Source organism: Mycolicibacterium sp. TUM20985 (assembly GCF_030295745.1).
GTDB lineage: Bacteria > Actinomycetota > Actinomycetes > Mycobacteriales > Mycobacteriaceae > Mycobacterium.
In genome coordinates this window covers 603,553-619,319 of the sequence record NZ_AP027291.1, presented here as the reverse complement: position 1 = coordinate 619,319, position 15,767 = coordinate 603,553, and the positions used below count along the sequence as shown (strand labels likewise).

The window sequence follows — 15,767 nt, the reverse complement described above, 5'->3', positions numbered from 1 at the left end:
GGTCTCATCGCGTATCGACCGCGTCGGCGATTCGCCTGGTCAGCTGCTCATGGAAGCTCACCGCGGGCATCCTCCGGCGGCTCGTCGGGTGACTTGCAGCAATGCTGTAGCCAGAGGGCGGCGACCACCAACGCCAGTGCACTCACCGCGGCCACGACCACCCCCGCGGTGTCCTCGGCCGCCACTCTGAGCCCGCTACGCCTGGGCAGCAGGTAGACGAGAACGCCCACCCACCAACCCAGGACGAGAGCCCCCACCCACGCCGATGCCTTCGACATCATCACGGCGCGCGCGACGGCCAGCGGATGCAGCCAGCCCGGCCCGTCGCCGATCTTCCCGTCGCCGATCTTGGATCTGACGTAGAACCCCCAACCCGCCTCGACGGCTGCCACGCCCAGCAGGGACAGCCCCGTCCAGACGGTGATCGGTGGGAACCAGCGATACGTCAGGCTCACCAGCACGTAGCCGACGATCGCGAGAAGAACCGTCGTGGCCGTCAGGTCACGTTTGCGGGTCGGGCCCATCAGCTCACCAGCACGTGATCCGCCAGCCGGACGCCGTCGCGTTCGGTGGCGTCCAGACCGGCCAGCAACTGGGCGACGGGAAGCGGCGTGCCGTTCACCGTGAGGGTCGCCGCCGGGTCGAGGGCGAGCCACGGCGTCAGGACGAACGCTCGCTGGTGGGCGTAGGGATGGGGCAGGGTCAGCTCCTCGTCGCGGCTGGACACTTCGTCGGGGCCGTCGTGGCAGGAGACCAGGTCGACGTCGAGAGTCCTTGGCCCCCAATGCTGATCGCGCGTGCGCTGGGCGGCCTGCTCGAGTTCCCGGCCGCGGCGTAGCCAGTCGCGGCAACCGAGCGACGGGTCCTCGGCGATGAGGACCGCGTTGAGGAACGCCCCCTGCTCGATGCCGCCCCACGCGTCGGTCTCGTACACCGGGGAGACGCCGCGGATGGCGGACCCCAGACCGTCGACCACCGATTGCAGGTGCGCGAGGCGATCACCGACGTTCGAACCGATCGACAGCACGATCCTGGTCACGTCGCGGCCCGCATGCCGCGCCGGGATCGCCGCGCCACCACCGCGACGTCGGCGAACGTCAGCGGAATCGGGGCGTCGGGTTTGTGCACGACGACCTCGACGGCGTGCAGCCGCTCGTCGGCCATCACCCGGTCGGCGATCTCGGCGGCGACCGTCTCGATCAGGTTCCGCGGCGGCCCGGCCACGACGTCGGCGGCGAGCTGAGCCAACGCGCCGTAGTCGACGGTGTCGGCCAACTCGTCGCTCGCGGCGGCCGGGGCGAGGTCGATCCACACCGTGATGTCGACGACGAAGTCCTGACCGTCGCGCCGCTCGTGGTCGAAGACGCCGTGATTACCGCGAACGGCCAAGCCACGCAACTCGATTCGGTCAGCCACGTTCACCTTTCCATTGGGGAGCCACGGAGTCGATTCCCCGGTCGCTGCGCTCCAGCCCGCCGGACCACGCCTCCACGACCTTCAGTGCGTCGACCGAGGCCTGCACGTCGTGCACCCGCACGCCCCAGGCGCCGTGCATCATCGCCAGGGCGGAGATCACCGCGGTCGCGGTCTCCCTACCGTCGGGCGGGCGCAGCCCTCCCTCACCGTCGGCCAGGAGCGCTCCGAGGAACCGCTTCCTGGAGGCGCCGACCAGCACGGGGATGCCGGAGTCGACGAACTCGGGTAGCGCCGCCAACAACGTCCAGTTGTGCTCGGCGGACTTGGCGAAGCCCAACCCCGGGTCGATCACCAGGTTCGCAGGATCGACGCCTGCGGTGACCGCGGCGTCGACCGAGGCCAGCAGCTCGTCGCGGACCTCGGTCACCACGTCGCCGTACTGGGGTACCTCGTGCGGGCGTTCGGCGCCGACCGCCCGCCAGTGCATCAGGATCCACGGCACGCCGGCCTCGGCCACCAGGGGCGCCATGTCGGGGTCTGCGCGGCCACCGGACACGTCGTTGACGATCTTCGCGCCATTCTCCAACGCCACCCGCGCGACCGCAGCGTGCATGGTGTCGATGCTCACCGTAATACCCTGTGCCGCAAGGTCCTTGATGACGGGCAGCACCCTGGCGCTCTCCACTGCTGCATCGACGCGGGTGGCACCGGGTCGGGTCGACTCGCCGCCGACGTCGATGATCGACGCGCCGGCAGCGGTGAGGGCCAACCCGTGGGCGACGGCGCGCTCACGGTCGAGGTACAGGCCGCCGTCGGAGAAGGAGTCCTCGGTGACGTTGACGACGCCCATCACCTGCACGCGCGTGGTACTCACGTCCGCAGAATGAGATCCAACGCCTCGGAGCGCGATGCCTTGTCGGTCTTGAACTGTCCACGCACTGCCGAGGTCGTGGTGGTCGCACCGGGCTTGCGGATACCGCGCATCGCCATGCAGAGATGCTCGGCCTCCATGACGACGATGACCCCGCGGGGGTCCAACTTGCGCATGATCGCGTCCGCGACCTGTCCCGTCAGCCGCTCCTGCACCTGCGGGCGCTTGGCGTACATGTCGACGACCCTGGCCAGCTTGGACAGGCCGGTGACGCGGCCGTCGGCACCGGGGATGTAGCCGACGTGGGCGACCCCGTGGAACGACACCAGGTGGTGTTCACACGTGGAGTACATCGGGATGTCCTTGACCAGCACGAGCTCGTCGTGTTGCTCGTCGAAGGTGGTGTTGAGGACGTCGTCGGGATTGGAGTAGAGCCCGGCGAACATCTCCTGGTAGGCCCGGGCCACGCGGGCCGGCGTGTCGATCAGGCCATGCCGGTCGGGGTCTTCACCGATGGCGTACAGCAGCTCCCGTACGGCCTTCTCCGCCCGCGCTTGATCGAACTCGGCGGGGACGAACGAGGGTGAACCAGGCTTCGTCATCGGAGCCTCCTGTCGGATCAGCCGCCGGGCGGCGTGGCGGGCCCGTCGCCGGCGCCCTTGTCGTCGTCGTACGGGTTCGGCGCGGGTGCGCCGCCGCGAGGGGCAGGCTGCCCGGGCTGCGGGTACGGCTGATACGGAGGATAGGGCGGCTGGTACGGCTGTGGGTAGCCACCCTGCTGCTGGGGCGGGCCCCAGCCGGACGGCGGCGGCGGCGGATACTGGCCCGGTCCTGGCGGCGGCCAGCCCGGGGCGTGCCAGCCAGCGGGTGCCCCGTAGTTCGGTTGCGTCGGGCCACCCGGTGCGCCGTTGGCGCCGACGCGACTTCCGCCGTGACCGTTGGCCTGTCCGTTGCCGTTGGTGCCGTGGGCGCCGTTCTGCCCCTCGTTCGCCCTGCTCGCCGCGGCGATCGCCGCCTTGAAGGCCGGCTCCTCCATCGGCGGCGGCCAGGGCTCGCCCCGCTCGATCGCGAGCTCGCCCGGCGTCTTGATCGGCGGCTTCTCCGACGGCACCCGACCGCCGAAGTCGTCGAACATGGTCAGGCGTGGGCGCTTCTTCACGTCGGAGAAGATGGCCGCCAGCTCGACCCGGTGCAGCGTCTCCTTCTCCAGGAGCTCACCGGCCAGGACGTCGAGGACGTCGCGGTATTCGGTGAGGATCTCCCACGCCTCGGTGTGCGCGGCCTCGATCAACTTGCGCACCTCGTCGTCGATGATCTGAGCGACCTCGTGGCTGTAGTCGGCCTGCACACCCATCGACCGACCCAGGAACGGGTCGCCGTGCTCGGTGCCGTAGCGGACGGCACCCAGCTTGGCGCTCATGCCGTATTCGGTCACCATGGCGCGGGCGATCTTGGTGGCCTGGTCGATGTCGGATGACGCCCCCGTGGTGGGCTCGCGGAACACCAGCTCCTCGGCCGCGCGGCCGCCCATCGCGAAGACCAGACGAGCGATCATCTCCGAGCGCGTCATGAGGCCCTTGTCGTCCTCGGGCACCGACATCGCGTGGCCTCCGGTCCGGCCGCGGGCCAGGATCGTCACCTTGTAGATCGGCTCGATGTCGGGCATCGCCCAGGCCGCGAGGGTGTGACCGCCTTCGTGGTAGGCGGTGATCTTCTTCTCGTGCTCGCTGATGATTCGGCCCTTGCGGCGCGGCCCGCCGACGACGCGGTCGACGGCCTCCTCCAGCGCGGCACCGGTGATGATCGTTCCGTTCTCGCGGGCGGTCAGCAGGGCGGACTCGTTGATCACGTTGGCCAGGTCGGCGCCGGACATGCCGACCGTGCGCTTGGCCAGGCCGTCGAGATCGGCGTCCTCGGCGATCGGCTTGCCCGCCGAATGGACCTTGAGCACCGCCCGCCGGCCGGCCAGATCGGGGCTGGATACCGGGATCTGACGGTCGAAGCGGCCTGGGCGCAGCAACGCCGGATCGAGGATGTCGGGTCGGTTGGTCGCCGCGATGAGAATGACACCCTGGCGCTCGCCGAAACCGTCCATCTCGACGAGCAGCTGGTTCAGCGTCTGCTCGCGCTCGTCGTGCCCGCCGCCGAGACCTGCGCCGCGCTGCCGTCCGACGGCGTCGATCTCGTCGACGAAGATGATGCACGGGCTGTTCTGCTTGGCCTGCTCGAACATGTCCCTGACGCGGGAGGCGCCGACGCCGACGAACATCTCGACGAAGTCAGAGCCGGAGATGGTGAAGAACGGCACGCCGGCCTCGCCGGCAACCGCGCGGGCCAGCAGCGTCTTGCCGGTTCCCGGCGGACCGTAGAGCAACACGCCCTTGGGAATCTTGGCGCCCAGCGCCTGATACCGAGTCGGGTTCTGCAGGAAGTCCTTGATCTCGTAGAGCTCCTCGACCGCCTCGTCGACGCCTGCGACGTCGGCGAACGTGGTCTTGGGCAGGTCCTTGTTCAGCTGCTTGGCCTTGGACTTGCCGAAGCCGAAGCCCATCCGGCCGCCGCCACCCTGCATGCGGGAGAACATCACGAACAACCCGACGAACAACAGCAGGGGCAGGAGGTAGAACAGCAGTGAACCGAAGACGCCGTCCCCGTTGACCACCGTGTTGGTCTTGATGTTCTTCGCGCTCAGTGCGTCGAACAGCGGCACCCCGTACCCGTTCGGGTACTTCGCGATGACCTTGTCTTTGTCCTCGGTGTCGCCGTTGCCGTTCTTGAGGTCCAGCCGGACCTGCTGTTCGCGGTCGTCGATCTGCGCGGCGTTGACGTTGTCGCCGTTGATCTGACTCATCGCCACCGACGTGTCCACGGGGCTGTACCCACGGGTGTCGTCGCTGAAGAAGAAGAAGACCCAACCGAGGAGCAGCACGACCGCTATCGCGGTGAGGGTGCGGATGACGTTCTTACGTTTCATTCGTTGTCTGTTTGGCCGGCGAGACTCGGAGGAGACTCCAGTCGGCCACGTCCTTCCGATGAGCGCAGGTTGGTGGGTTCAGGCTACCGCTAGAACAACGACGGAAGGTTCCCGGCGGCTGTGCTTGGCTGGAGACGTGCCCACATCGACCGAACGGTTCATCGACACCAACGGCGTGACGTTGCGGGTGACGGAGGCGGGTGACCGTGGCGCGCCGCTGGTCGTCCTGGCCCACGGCTTTCCCGAACTCGCCTTCTCGTGGCGGCATCAGATCCCGGTGCTGGCCGCCGCGGGGTATCACGTGCTGGCCCCCGATCAGCGCGGCTACGGCGGCTCGTCGGTGCCGCGCGCCGTCGAGGACTACGACATCGTGGCGCTGACGGGCGACATCGCGGGCCTGCTGGACGACGTCGGCGCCGAGACGGCGGTGATCGTGGGGCACGACTGGGGTTCCGTCGTGGCGACGAACTTCCCTCTGCTGCACCCGGACCGGATCTCGGCGTGCGCCACCCTGAGCGTCCCGCCGACGCCCCGGCCGCTCGGCCCGCCAACGGAAGCGTGGCGCAAGGCCTTTGGCGACGACTTCTTCTACATCCTCTACTTCCAAGAGCCAGGCCCCGCCGACGCCGAGCTGGCCGACGACCCCGCCCGCACCATGCGCAGACTGATGGGCGGCATCCGGTCGACCGACCACACCAACGTCTTCGTAGAGATGGCGACACCCGGCCCCGCGGGCTTCATCGAGCGGTTGCCCGAACCCGACGGTCTCCCCGGGTGGATCACCCCCGACGAGGTGGACCACTACGTCGCCGAATTCACCAGGACGGGATTCACCGGACCGCTGAACTGGTACCGCAACTTCGACCGAAACTGGGAGCTGACCGCAACCACGCCCTCGGCGACGATCGCCGTCCCGACGCTCTTCGTCGGCGGCACCGCGGACCCAGCCCTGGCGATGACCCCTCGCGATCGCGTCCTCGATGTCGTGTCCGGACCGTACCGGGAGGTACTGATCGACGGCGCCGGCCACTGGTTACAGCAGGAGAGGCCCGCCGAGGTCAACGCCGCGCTGCTCGAGTTTCTCGCCGATCCCGACGGTGCCCGACGGTAGGGTGCGGGTCATGCCGAAGCCGCCGAAGCCTTCGAGAACGTTGACCAGGTTGTTCGCGATCGCCGGAGCGGCCCTCGCCGTCGTCGGCATCGTGGGTTGTGACGCCACCTCGGCGCCGGCGGCAGTGCCCGGCACGGCCGCCCCCCGCCAGGTCACCGTCGTCGGTGAGAGCAAGGTGGACGGCACCCCGGACACGCTGACCGTCAGCCTCTCGATCGCCGCGACGGCACCCGACGCCATCGGTGCCTCCAACCAGACCAGCGGCCGCGCGAACGCCGTGATCGACGCGCTGGTCGGCCAGGGCGTCGACCGCAAGGACATCAGCACGACGACGGTCACGCTGCAGCCGCAATACGGCGGCTCGGACAACACCACGATCGTCGGCTACCAGTCGAGTAACTCGATCGACGTGAAGGTCCGCAAGATCGAGAACGGGCCGCAGGTCCTCGGCGCGATCACCACCACGGGCGGGGACAACACCAGGATCAACTCGGTGACCTACTCCATCGAGGACGATTCGCAGCTGGTCAAGGATGCTCGCAGCGGCGCCTTCGAGGACGCGAAGAACCGCGCTCAGCAGTACGCGGACCTGTCCGGCCTCGACCTCGGCAAGGTGCTGTCCATCTCCGAGACCGGAAGTGGCGCCCCTCCGCCGATGCCGTCGCCGGTCCGCTTCGACGTGGCGGCCGAGGCCGTGCCGCTGTCACCGGGACAGCAGACCGTCGGGTTCTCCGTGACGGTCGTGTGGGAACTCGGCTGAGTCAACCCACCGGAGCGATCTGCACCGGGATGCCGTTGAGCACCGCCGTTCCCGACAACGGGTCGAGCGTCTGGCCGTCGTTGAGCTGATTGACGTTGACCCCGGGATGCTCGGCTGCCACCGATTGGCCGGTACCGCTGCGGTCATGACCCCAGCCGTGCGGCAGCGAGACCACCCCGCGCCGAATACCGTCGGTGATCTCGACCGGGACCTCGAACTCACCGCCGGGGCCCTTGACGCGGGCCGTGTCGACGATCCCCAGCTCGATGGCATCGTCGGGATGAATCCGTAGCGAGCAGCGATTCGTGCCGCCGGCGAGTGACGGCACGTTGTGCATCCAGCTGTTGTTGGACCGCAGGTGACGGCGGCCGATCAACACGAAGCCGTCGGACCCGCGATCCAGGGAGGCGCGCAGCCGCGCGACGTCGTCGACGACCGCGACCGGCGCGAGTTCCACCTTGCCCGACGGGGTGCGCAGCACCTCGGTCAGCCGCGGGCGGAGCGCTCCGCAGTCGATGCCGTGCGGTGCGGACTTCAGGCGTTGCAGCGTGAGACCGTCGGCGTTCGCTCCGAACGCGTCCCCGAAGGGGCCCAGCCGCAACATCATGTCGAGGCGGCGCTCGTACCCACGCCCGGGAGTGAGCATCGCGGTCATCTCGTCGACCGAACGTCCGGCCACCGGCGAGTCCGGATCGTTGGTCTCCTTGCTCAGCGTCGCGGCGATCACCTGCTCGTCCACCAGCGCCGGGTCGGCATCGGGCCCCAGGCCGGCCAGGATCAGCGCCAGGCGGGACAGGATCTCGGGCTCGTCGGGCTGGCCCTCGGCCAGCGGGAGGGCCGGCGGCGAGTACCGCGCGTTGTTGCGTACCGACGCACCGGCGAGCGCGACGTCATAGTGCGCGCTCCGCGACGGCGGTGGTGGCGGGAGGATCACGTCGGCGTGACACGTCGTCTCGTTGAGGTACGGATCGACGCTGAGCATGAAGTCCACGCCAGCCAGGGCGCGGCTCAACCGGTCGCCGTCGGGCGCGGACAACACCGGGTTGCCGGCGATGCTGATCATCGCCTTCACCTGACCCGGACCCGGTGTCTCGATCTCCTCCGCCAGCGCTGCGGCCGGCATCTCGGACAGCACCTCGGGGTAGCCGGAGACGCGGCTGTGCCAGCGTCCGGTGGCGAATCCGCGACCGGGCCGCGGGGGTCTGGCCGCCGCACCGACCGGCGACTGCGGGAACATCGCCCCGCCGGCGCGGTCCAGGTTGCCGGTCAGCACGTTGATGACGTCGACCAGCCAGGTCCCGAGGGTGCCGAACTCGACGGTGGACGTGCCCATCCGGCCGTAGACGGCTGCCGACGGCGCCGCCGCGATCTCCCTCGCGACGGTGCGGATCTCCTCGGCGGCGACACCGCAGTGATCGGCGACGTGCTCGGGGGCGAATTCCCTTGCCAGGGAATCGACTTGGTCGACTCCCTCGACGAGGTCGGCCAAGTCGCCGAGGTCGACGAGGGCTTCGTCGAAGAGCGTGTGCACGATGGCGAACAGCAGCGCGGCATCCGTACCCGGCCGGGGCGCGATGTGACGATCCGCCAGTTCGGCGGTACGGGTGCGCGCCGGATCGATGACCGTCAACCGGCCACCACGCTTGCGCATGGCCTTGAGCTTGCCGCCGAAGTCGGCCGCGGTCGCCAGGCTGCCGTTGGACACCAGTGGATTCGCGCCGATGACGACGAGGTGCTCGGCGCGGTCGAGGTCGGGCACCGTGAAGGCCATCGGATTGCCGAACATCAGCCCGAGCGCGACGTGCTTCGGCATCTGGTCGAGGGTGCTCGCCGAGTAGACCTGGCGGGTGCCGAGACCGCGGATGATCAACGGCACGTACAGCGCTCCGGCGATGGTGTGGGCGTTCGGGTTGCCGGCGTACAGGGCGACCGACGGTCCACCGTGCTCGGCCAGCACGGCGCCCAGCCCCGTCGCCACCGCGGCGAACGCCTCGTCCCAGGTGGTCTCGACCAGTTCACCGTCCCGGCGGACGAGCGGCCGGGTCAGCCGGTCCGGGTCGCCGTCGAGCTGCGGGAAACTCGCGCCCTTGGGGCAGATGTAGCCCGCGCTGAAGACGTCGTCGCGATCGCCGCGCGCACCGGTGACCGTCCCGGCCGCGTCGTCGATGGTCAGGGTCAATCCGCACGTGGCCTCGCAGAGCGGGCAGATTCTCAACGCGGTTCTGGAGGTGACCATGCCTGCATTGTGCCCGCCGGGTCGGCGTCCCTCAGCGGTTCTCGTACACCTTCGGGTGCAGTGTGCCGATGTAGGGCAGATCGCGGTAGCGCTCCGCGTAGTCGAGCCCGTAACCCACGACGAATTCGTTGGGAATGTCGAAGCCGACGTACTCGATCGGCACGTCGGTGCGCACGGCATCGAGCTTGCGCAGCAACGTGCACACCCGCAGCGACCGCGGATGCCTGGTCGCGAGATTGCGCAGCAGCCAGGACAGCGTGAGCCCGGAGTCGACGATGTCCTCGACGATGAGCACGTCGCGATCGTGGATGTCGCGGTCCAGATCCTTGAGGATGCGAACCACGCCAGACGACGATGTCGACGAGCCGTACGAACTGACCGCCATGAACTCCAGCTGCGTCGGAAGTGGAATCGCCCGCGCGAGGTCCGTGACGAACATGACCGCGCCCTTGAGGACGGTCACCAGCAGCAGGTCTTGGCCGTCCGGACCGATCGATTCGCGGTACTTCGCACCCACTTCGGCACCAAGTTCGGCGACGCGCGCCTTCACCTCCGCCTCGGACAGGAGCACCGACTCGATGTCGCCGGGATAAGGGTCCGCGGCAGATGGCTCGGGCACGGCAATAGCGTGCCATGTCAGTGCGCCGACGACCAACACGTGGCCCGATCGACACGGCGCTATACGGGTTCGACGCGAAGCACCAGCATGTCGTCGTGACGGCAGGCGACCAGCCTCTGGTTGCGCAGCGACGAACCTACCGCGACACCTCCCCTACCGCGCCAGTCCACGACCAGTCGGTCCACGTCGCGGATCTGGCCGTCGGTGAGGCCGCTGGCGCCGCCGTCGAGCAGCCACCGGCGGATGGCCCGCCGCCGGATCGGCGGCGGCAGTACGGCGAGCGCCGTGACGCCGAGGCCGTCGCCGCCAACGGCCGCGGCCAACGCGTCGGCTGCCAGCGCGTCCAGGGCCTCGTTGTCCTCGCGCAACCCCGTGGCCGTCCGCGCGAGGGCCTCGGCGACACCGCCACCGAGCACGTCCTCCAGCAGTGGCAGCACCTCGGTGCGAAGCCGGACGCGGGTGAACCTCGGATCGGTGTTGTGCGGGTCGTGCCATGGCAGCAGCCCCAGCTCCGCGCAGGCGCCGAGCGTTACGGCGCGGCGAATCCCGAGAAGCGGCCTGCCCCAGGGCGGGTCGTGCGGTCGCATGCCGGCGATCGACCGCGCGCCCGATCCGCGGCCGAGGCCGAGCAGAACGGTCTCGGCCTGGTCGTCGAGCGTGTGCGCGATCAGCACGGGCAGACCGCCCCGGGCCACGTCGAGCGCAGTATAACGCGCGTTCCGTGCAGCCGCCTCTGGCCCACCCTCCAGGCCAACGCCAACCCGAAGCACCTGCACTGCAACGCATCCCAACTCAAACGCCCGATCGCGCGCACTGGCCGCGACGACCGCGGAGTCCGGTTGCAGATCGTGGTCGACGATCAGCGCGACGGTGGGGCGCACCCGCGCGGCGGCCGCGGTGAGGGCCAGCGAGTCGGCCCCGCCCGACAACGCCACGCACCACCGCTCGTCGTCAGCGCAGTAGGTGCGGGCGAACGTGTCGACCGCCGTACGCACCGCGGCTAGAGGACCCTGTCGATCCATCGCTGAGGCTCGTCGACTTCGGTTGGTAGCGGCAAGGTTTCGGCATTCGTCCAGACCGTGTTGAAGGCATCCATCCCGACCGCGCCCACCACGTGGTCGACGAAGGCCTTCCCGCGGGTGTACTGGCTGAGCTTCGCATCGAAGCCCAGCAGCGACCGCAACACCCGTTGTAGCGGTGGCTGCTTGCGTTGCCGCCGCTCGTTGAACCGTCGCCGGATGACCGCCACCGAGGGAACCACCTTGGGCCCGACCGCATCCATGACGTGGTCGGCATGACCTTCGAGCAGCGTGCCGAGCACGAGCAGTTGATCGAGGGCCTTGCGCTGCGGTTCGGACTGAACCGCGCGCAGCAGGCCGACCATGCCCTCCGAGTTGGGTTCGTGAGCCGTCCCGTCCGCGCCAGACCGCTTGTTCCTGACGAATTCGCCAAGCCTGCCGACCACTTGGGTCAGCTCTTGGCCGCTGTCGTCGGTGATCACCGCCAACGACGTCGACATGTGTTCGGCCAGCCAGGGATTGGCGCGGAACTGAACGCGGTGGGTGACCTCGTGCAGACAGACCCACAGGCGGAAGTCGGCCGGCGAGACGCGGAGTTGGCGCTCGACGGCGATCACGTTGGGATACACCAGCAGCAGCTCACCGCCATTCGAGGCGAACGGGTCGTACTGGCCGAGGATTCCCGACGAGACGAACGCGAGCACCGCACCGGTCTGTGCGCCGGTGATCCGCCGGGTGATGGCGCCCCCGGACGCGCCGCCCTGGTTGCCCCCGATCATGGCGCGCATGGATTCCGTTGCCGCCCTGACCCATTCGGATCGGTCGATGACCCTGGCCTCGGTGATCGCGGCGCCCTCGTTGAGGCCCGTGACGTCTCGGACCGGCCCCTCGGCGTTGCGCGCGGACGCCGCCAGCTCGTCGACCGCCTGGCGCTTGGTGTACTCCGTGACCGGCGGCGCGGATCTGACCAACTTGGCACCGACCGTGGCGGCGAACTCCCAGTCGACGGCGTGACCGACGGCGACCGACGACGAGCCGCTCACGAGCCGCACCCGCAGGACCGCAGCGCGGCGGCCACTGCGTCGATCGCCGTGCGTCCCGTCGGTCCCGCGTCGTTGGAGATCAGCGAGAACGTCAGCACCCTGCCGCTGGCGTCGGTGACGAACCCGGCCAGCGCGTTGGTGCCCGTGAGTGAACCCGTCTTCGCCCGCAGCAGCCCGGCCGTCGCACGGCCTGCGTCCGTGTCGAGGAAGCGGTTCGACAGCGTGCCGCTGCCGCCGGCGATCGGCAGGAGGTCCACCAGTGGGCGCAGTTCGTGGTTGGCGGTGAGGGTCGCATCGGCCGCCGCCGCGTTGATGACGCCGTCGAGAGTCTCTGCGGTCAGACGATCGTCGACGGACAGGCCGCTCGAGTCCATCAGGGTGGCTCCATCGATGTCGATTCCCGCCTTGGACAGTTGGCCGAGCACGCTCTGGGCGCCCCCGTCGAAGCTCTGGGGTTTGCCGACGGCAGCCGCGACCTCGCGGCCGATGGACTCGGCCATCACGTTGTCGGACTCGCTCATCATCTGTCGTACCCGTTCGATCAGCGGAGGTGACTGCACGGAGGCGATCTGGTCCCCCGTGGCGGGCGTCGGACGCACCGTGACGGTCGCCGGGTTGAGGCCAAGGGCTATCGCGAGCGCCCGGCCCGCGTCCAGCGCCGGGGTTCGCGAGCGCGCCGAGTCGACACTCACCGGCTGGGTGCGGCCGCCGTCGAGCATCACGGCCTCCATCGGCGCGATGTCACCGCCGTCGATGTCGAGTGGATCCCAGCCGCGCGCCATCGTGGGGCCGCTGTAGGCGCTGACGTCCACCTGAACCACCCTGGGCGTGACGCCGGAACGACGCACCTGGTCGGCGAGGTCGCTGACGCGGGCCGCCCCGCGGTACCACGTGTCGACGTCCTTACCGGCGGCGGACAGCGTCGGGTCCCCGCCACCGTCGAGTACGAGGAGCCCCGGCGACGCCGCCTGGTCGGGGGCAACCACCGTCGTCGTGAGGCGGGCGTCTCGGTCCAGGGTCAGCAGCGCCGCCGCCGCCGTCAGCACCTTGTTGGTCGACGCCGGCTGCATCGGCACGTCGGCACCCAGCGCCCACAGCTGCTTACCCGTCATCGCATCGGTGATGCGCCCGGTCAGGGCGCCGAGGTCGGGGCTGGCCACGAACGGCGCCAGCATCGCCGTCAAACCCGCCGGGGTGGGAACGGGCGCCGAATCGGCCAGCGGGGTCACGGCCGGCTCGACCGCGGCTGGTGCGGGTCGGGGCGCGACGGCGACCCTTGCCTCGCTGGCCGAGCTACCTCGCGACGTCGCGACAGCACCCGCGGCGACGACCGCGGCGACCAGAAGCAGCACCACGACGCCCACCCACACGTGGGTGGATCGACGCCACCGGGTGGGCCGCACGAGTCCGATGGTCGCCCTCCTGATCCCTGGGCCCGCTGCGCAGACCCCACGATTGAGAGGTTACCGCTCGTCTAAGGTGGACCCGCGTCGTCACCAGGCGACCCCAGGATGCTGTGCAGAGACGAAGGAGCCGAGCCGGTGCAGTTCGACGTCGTCATCGAGATCCCCAAGGGGTCACGCAACAAGTACGAGGTTGACCACGAGACCGGCCGGGTCAAACTCGACCGCTACCTCTATACGGCGTTCGGCTACCCGGCCGACTACGGCTTCTTCGAGAACACCCTCGGCGAGGACGGCGATCCGCTGGACGCCCTGGTGCTGCTGCCCGAGTCGGTCTTCCCCGGTGCCATCGTCGAGGCCAGGCCCGTGGCGATGTTCAAGATGACCGACGAGGCCGGCGGTGACGACAAGCTCTTGTGCGTACCCGCGGGTGATCCCCGCTGGGACCACATCCAGGACCTCGCCGACGTACCGCCGTTCGAGCTCGAGGCGATCAAGCACTTCTTCGTGCACTACAAGGACCTCGAGCCGGGCAAGTTCGTCAAGGCCGCCGACTGGGCGGGCCGCGCCGAGGCCGAAGCCGAGTTGGCGCGATCGGTGGAGCGGTTCAAGTCGTCGGGGCACTAGCACTCTGCGCTGACCTGCGGCTTCCTGCGGCCGCCGGGTGATTTAGCACGCCCGTAACACGGGGTAACCCGCGTGTCGCGTGGGCAATCGATCATGGCCGTGTGTTGCTACACCAGGGAATCGGCCTCGACGCATTCAATGCGTTGTCGGAGCGCAAGGCGGTGCATGCGCTCTACGAGTGCTGCAACAGCATGACCATGTCCCGTCACCTGGCCTACGGCCGGCCCTACGAGAACCACGACGCGCTGTTCCGGAAGGCCGACGCGCTGCTGTTCGCGCTCTCGGAATCCGCGGTCGACCAGATCCTGGACGCCTGCCCCGACGTGGGCCGCCGCCCGCGCAGCGACAAAAGCCAGGCAGAACAGTGCTCGGTGTGGGACGAGGACGCGGCCGTGATGGCGCAGCTCGGCGACTCGGCCCGCGCGTACGCCGAGAAGTTCGGATTCGGCTTCGTGATGTGCTGCGGTGCGATGGACGCGCACACCGTCCTCGCGTCGGTCTCCGACCGCTTGCACAACGACGTCGAGACCGAGCGCAAGGTCGTTCGCAACGAATTGGCGAAGATCAACCGCTCACGTCTGGAGCGCATGCTCGGACCGGAAGGCGGCTACCAGAACTGGTAGCCGATTCGTGCTCATTTAGGCTCACCTGAGTGAGCACCCCGTCTGAGAAGAACCGAGCGCACTCGCACTTCCTGTCACTTCCCGACCTTGCGGCACGTTCCGCGGGCGGCGCCGTGGTGTGGGCCAACGACGATCTGTTCGCCGAGAAGGAGAATCTGATCAAGCCGGGCGCGGCCGAGTTCCGGCCCGCGACGTTCGGGCACAAGGGCCAGGTCTACGACGGCTGGGAGACCCGCCGACGGCGCGGTCTGCAACCCGATTCCCGTGACTCGGTGATCGTGCGACTGGGAGTGCCCGGCCTGGTCCGTGGCGTCGTCGTCGACACGGCGTGGTTCACCGGCAACTACCCTCCGCAGATCTCGGTCGAGGGGGCCTACGCCGACGGGTATCCGTCGGTCACCGAACTCGTCGAGAAGACCGAATGGACGACGCTGGTGCCGCGTTCGGATGTCAACGGTGACACCCACAACCCGTTCGAGGTGGACTCTCCGCGGCGGTGGACGCACGTGCGCCTGACCATCTACCCCGACGGCGGGGTGGCGCGTTTCCGCGTGCACGGCGAGGGTCTGCTGAACCCGGACTTCGCCGAAGACATGACGATCGACCTGGCCGCACTGGAGAACGGCGGCCGGATCACGGCCTGCTCCAACATGTTCTACAGCTCGCCGAACAATCTGCTGCTGCCGGGGACCGCGCAGACCATGGGGGACGGCTGGGAGACCTCGCGTCGGCGCGACTCTGGAAACGACTGGGTACAGGTACATCTGGCCAGCCGTGGCACGCTCAACGCCGCCGTCCTCGACACGTCGTACTTCGTCGGCAATGCCCCCGGTGTCGGCCGACTGTCCGGGCGCGACGGTGACGGCGAGTGGTTCGAGCTGCTGCCGGCCACCGATCTGCAGCCCGACACCAGGCACCGCTTCCTGATCGACGACCACCGGCCGATCACTGATGCGCGGCTCGACATCTACCCCGACGGCGGGATGGCGCGGCTGCGGTTGTTCGGCGGCCTCACCGACGACGGCTTGCAGCACCTCCGGGAGGCGTGGAACGCCAGCGCCTGAT

The 15,767-nt window shown here is 69.2% G+C and carries 16 protein-coding genes; 5 read left to right on the top strand and 11 right to left on the bottom strand.

Annotated features, from left to right (window positions below; translation table 11 throughout):
* Positions 1 to 47 precede the first annotated feature (47 nt).
* The 6 genes from QUE68_RS02955 to ftsH are packed head-to-tail and all read right to left on the bottom strand — an operon-like array spanning position 48 to position 5,261.
* Positions 48 to 524 (bottom strand): DUF3180 domain-containing protein, encoded by a 477-nt coding sequence (locus QUE68_RS02955; protein WP_284224445.1) that lies wholly within the window; start codon positions 522 to 524, stop codon positions 48 to 50.
* Entirely contained in the window at positions 524 to 1,039 is a 516-nt protein-coding gene (folK, locus tag QUE68_RS02950) for a 2-amino-4-hydroxy-6-hydroxymethyldihydropteridine diphosphokinase (RefSeq protein WP_284224444.1), read from the bottom strand. Before folK ends, QUE68_RS02955 begins: the two co-directional genes overlap by 1 nt.
* The gene (folB, locus tag QUE68_RS02945; RefSeq protein WP_284224443.1) at positions 1,036 to 1,416 is read right to left on the bottom strand and encodes a dihydroneopterin aldolase; all 381 of its coding nucleotides are present in this window, start codon (positions 1,414 to 1,416) and stop codon (positions 1,036 to 1,038) included. Before folB ends, folK begins: the two co-directional genes overlap by 4 nt.
* A complete protein-coding gene (gene folP, locus QUE68_RS02940) occupies positions 1,409 to 2,290 on the bottom strand; it encodes a dihydropteroate synthase (RefSeq protein WP_284224442.1) in 882 nt (293 codons plus the stop codon). Before folP ends, folB begins: the two co-directional genes overlap by 8 nt.
* Positions 2,287 to 2,889: a GTP cyclohydrolase I FolE gene (gene folE, locus QUE68_RS02935; RefSeq protein ID WP_284224441.1), complete on the bottom strand. Its 603-nt coding sequence runs from the start codon at positions 2,887 to 2,889 to the stop codon at positions 2,287 to 2,289. Before folE ends, folP begins: the two co-directional genes overlap by 4 nt.
* A gap of 17 nt (positions 2,890 to 2,906) precedes the next feature.
* Entirely contained in the window at positions 2,907 to 5,261 is a 2,355-nt protein-coding gene (gene ftsH / locus QUE68_RS02930) for an ATP-dependent zinc metalloprotease FtsH (protein WP_286275141.1), read from the bottom strand.
* A gap of 136 nt (positions 5,262 to 5,397) precedes the next feature.
* On the opposite strand from ftsH, the gene QUE68_RS02925 reads away from it, so the two are divergent.
* On the top strand, positions 5,398 to 6,372 hold the full coding sequence (locus tag QUE68_RS02925; protein ID WP_284224439.1) for an alpha/beta fold hydrolase: 975 nt from the start codon (positions 5,398 to 5,400) through the stop codon (positions 6,370 to 6,372).
* Between the two features lie 10 nt (positions 6,373 to 6,382).
* A complete protein-coding gene (locus QUE68_RS02920) occupies positions 6,383 to 7,132 on the top strand; it encodes an SIMPL domain-containing protein (RefSeq protein ID WP_284224438.1) in 750 nt (249 codons plus the stop codon).
* Between the two features lies 1 nt (position 7,133).
* Here the strand turns inward: QUE68_RS02920 and QUE68_RS02915 are convergent, their stop codons facing one another.
* The 5 genes from QUE68_RS02915 to dacB are packed head-to-tail and all read right to left on the bottom strand — an operon-like array spanning position 7,134 to position 13,452.
* Complete coding sequence (locus tag QUE68_RS02915) at positions 7,134 to 9,368, bottom strand: molybdopterin-dependent oxidoreductase (protein WP_284224437.1); 2,235 nt, start codon at positions 9,366 to 9,368, stop codon at positions 7,134 to 7,136.
* A gap of 31 nt (positions 9,369 to 9,399) precedes the next feature.
* A complete protein-coding gene (gene hpt / locus QUE68_RS02910) occupies positions 9,400 to 10,026 on the bottom strand; it encodes a hypoxanthine phosphoribosyltransferase (protein ID WP_284224435.1) in 627 nt (208 codons plus the stop codon).
* A 20-nt stretch (positions 10,027 to 10,046) separates the two neighbouring features.
* Entirely contained in the window at positions 10,047 to 11,009 is a 963-nt protein-coding gene (gene tilS, locus QUE68_RS02905) for a tRNA lysidine(34) synthetase TilS (protein ID WP_284232477.1), read from the bottom strand.
* Positions 10,988 to 12,049: a zinc-dependent metalloprotease gene (locus QUE68_RS02900; protein ID WP_286275140.1), complete on the bottom strand. Its 1,062-nt coding sequence runs from the start codon at positions 12,047 to 12,049 to the stop codon at positions 10,988 to 10,990. The genes tilS and QUE68_RS02900 overlap by 22 nt, the downstream gene beginning before the upstream one ends.
* Positions 12,046 to 13,452, bottom strand: coding sequence for a D-alanyl-D-alanine carboxypeptidase/D-alanyl-D-alanine endopeptidase (gene dacB, locus QUE68_RS02895; RefSeq protein ID WP_284232474.1), 1,407 nt, complete (start codon positions 13,450 to 13,452; stop codon positions 12,046 to 12,048). The genes QUE68_RS02900 and dacB overlap by 4 nt, the downstream gene beginning before the upstream one ends.
* A 138-nt stretch (positions 13,453 to 13,590) precedes the next feature.
* Between dacB and QUE68_RS02890 the strand changes: the two genes are divergently transcribed.
* The 3 genes from QUE68_RS02890 to alc all read left to right on the top strand — a co-directional run bounded on the left by QUE68_RS02890 (position 13,591) and on the right by alc (position 15,766).
* Positions 13,591 to 14,079, top strand: a complete 489-nt coding sequence (locus QUE68_RS02890) for an inorganic diphosphatase (RefSeq protein ID WP_284232471.1) — start codon at positions 13,591 to 13,593, stop codon at positions 14,077 to 14,079.
* Between the two features lie 101 nt (positions 14,080 to 14,180).
* Positions 14,181 to 14,702 (top strand): 2-oxo-4-hydroxy-4-carboxy-5-ureidoimidazoline decarboxylase, encoded by a 522-nt coding sequence (locus QUE68_RS02885; protein WP_284232469.1) that lies wholly within the window; start codon positions 14,181 to 14,183, stop codon positions 14,700 to 14,702.
* A gap of 29 nt (positions 14,703 to 14,731) precedes the next feature.
* Positions 14,732 to 15,766, top strand: coding sequence for an allantoicase (alc, locus tag QUE68_RS02880; RefSeq protein WP_286275139.1), 1,035 nt, complete (start codon positions 14,732 to 14,734; stop codon positions 15,764 to 15,766).
* The last annotated feature ends 1 nt before the right edge of the window (position 15,767 follow it).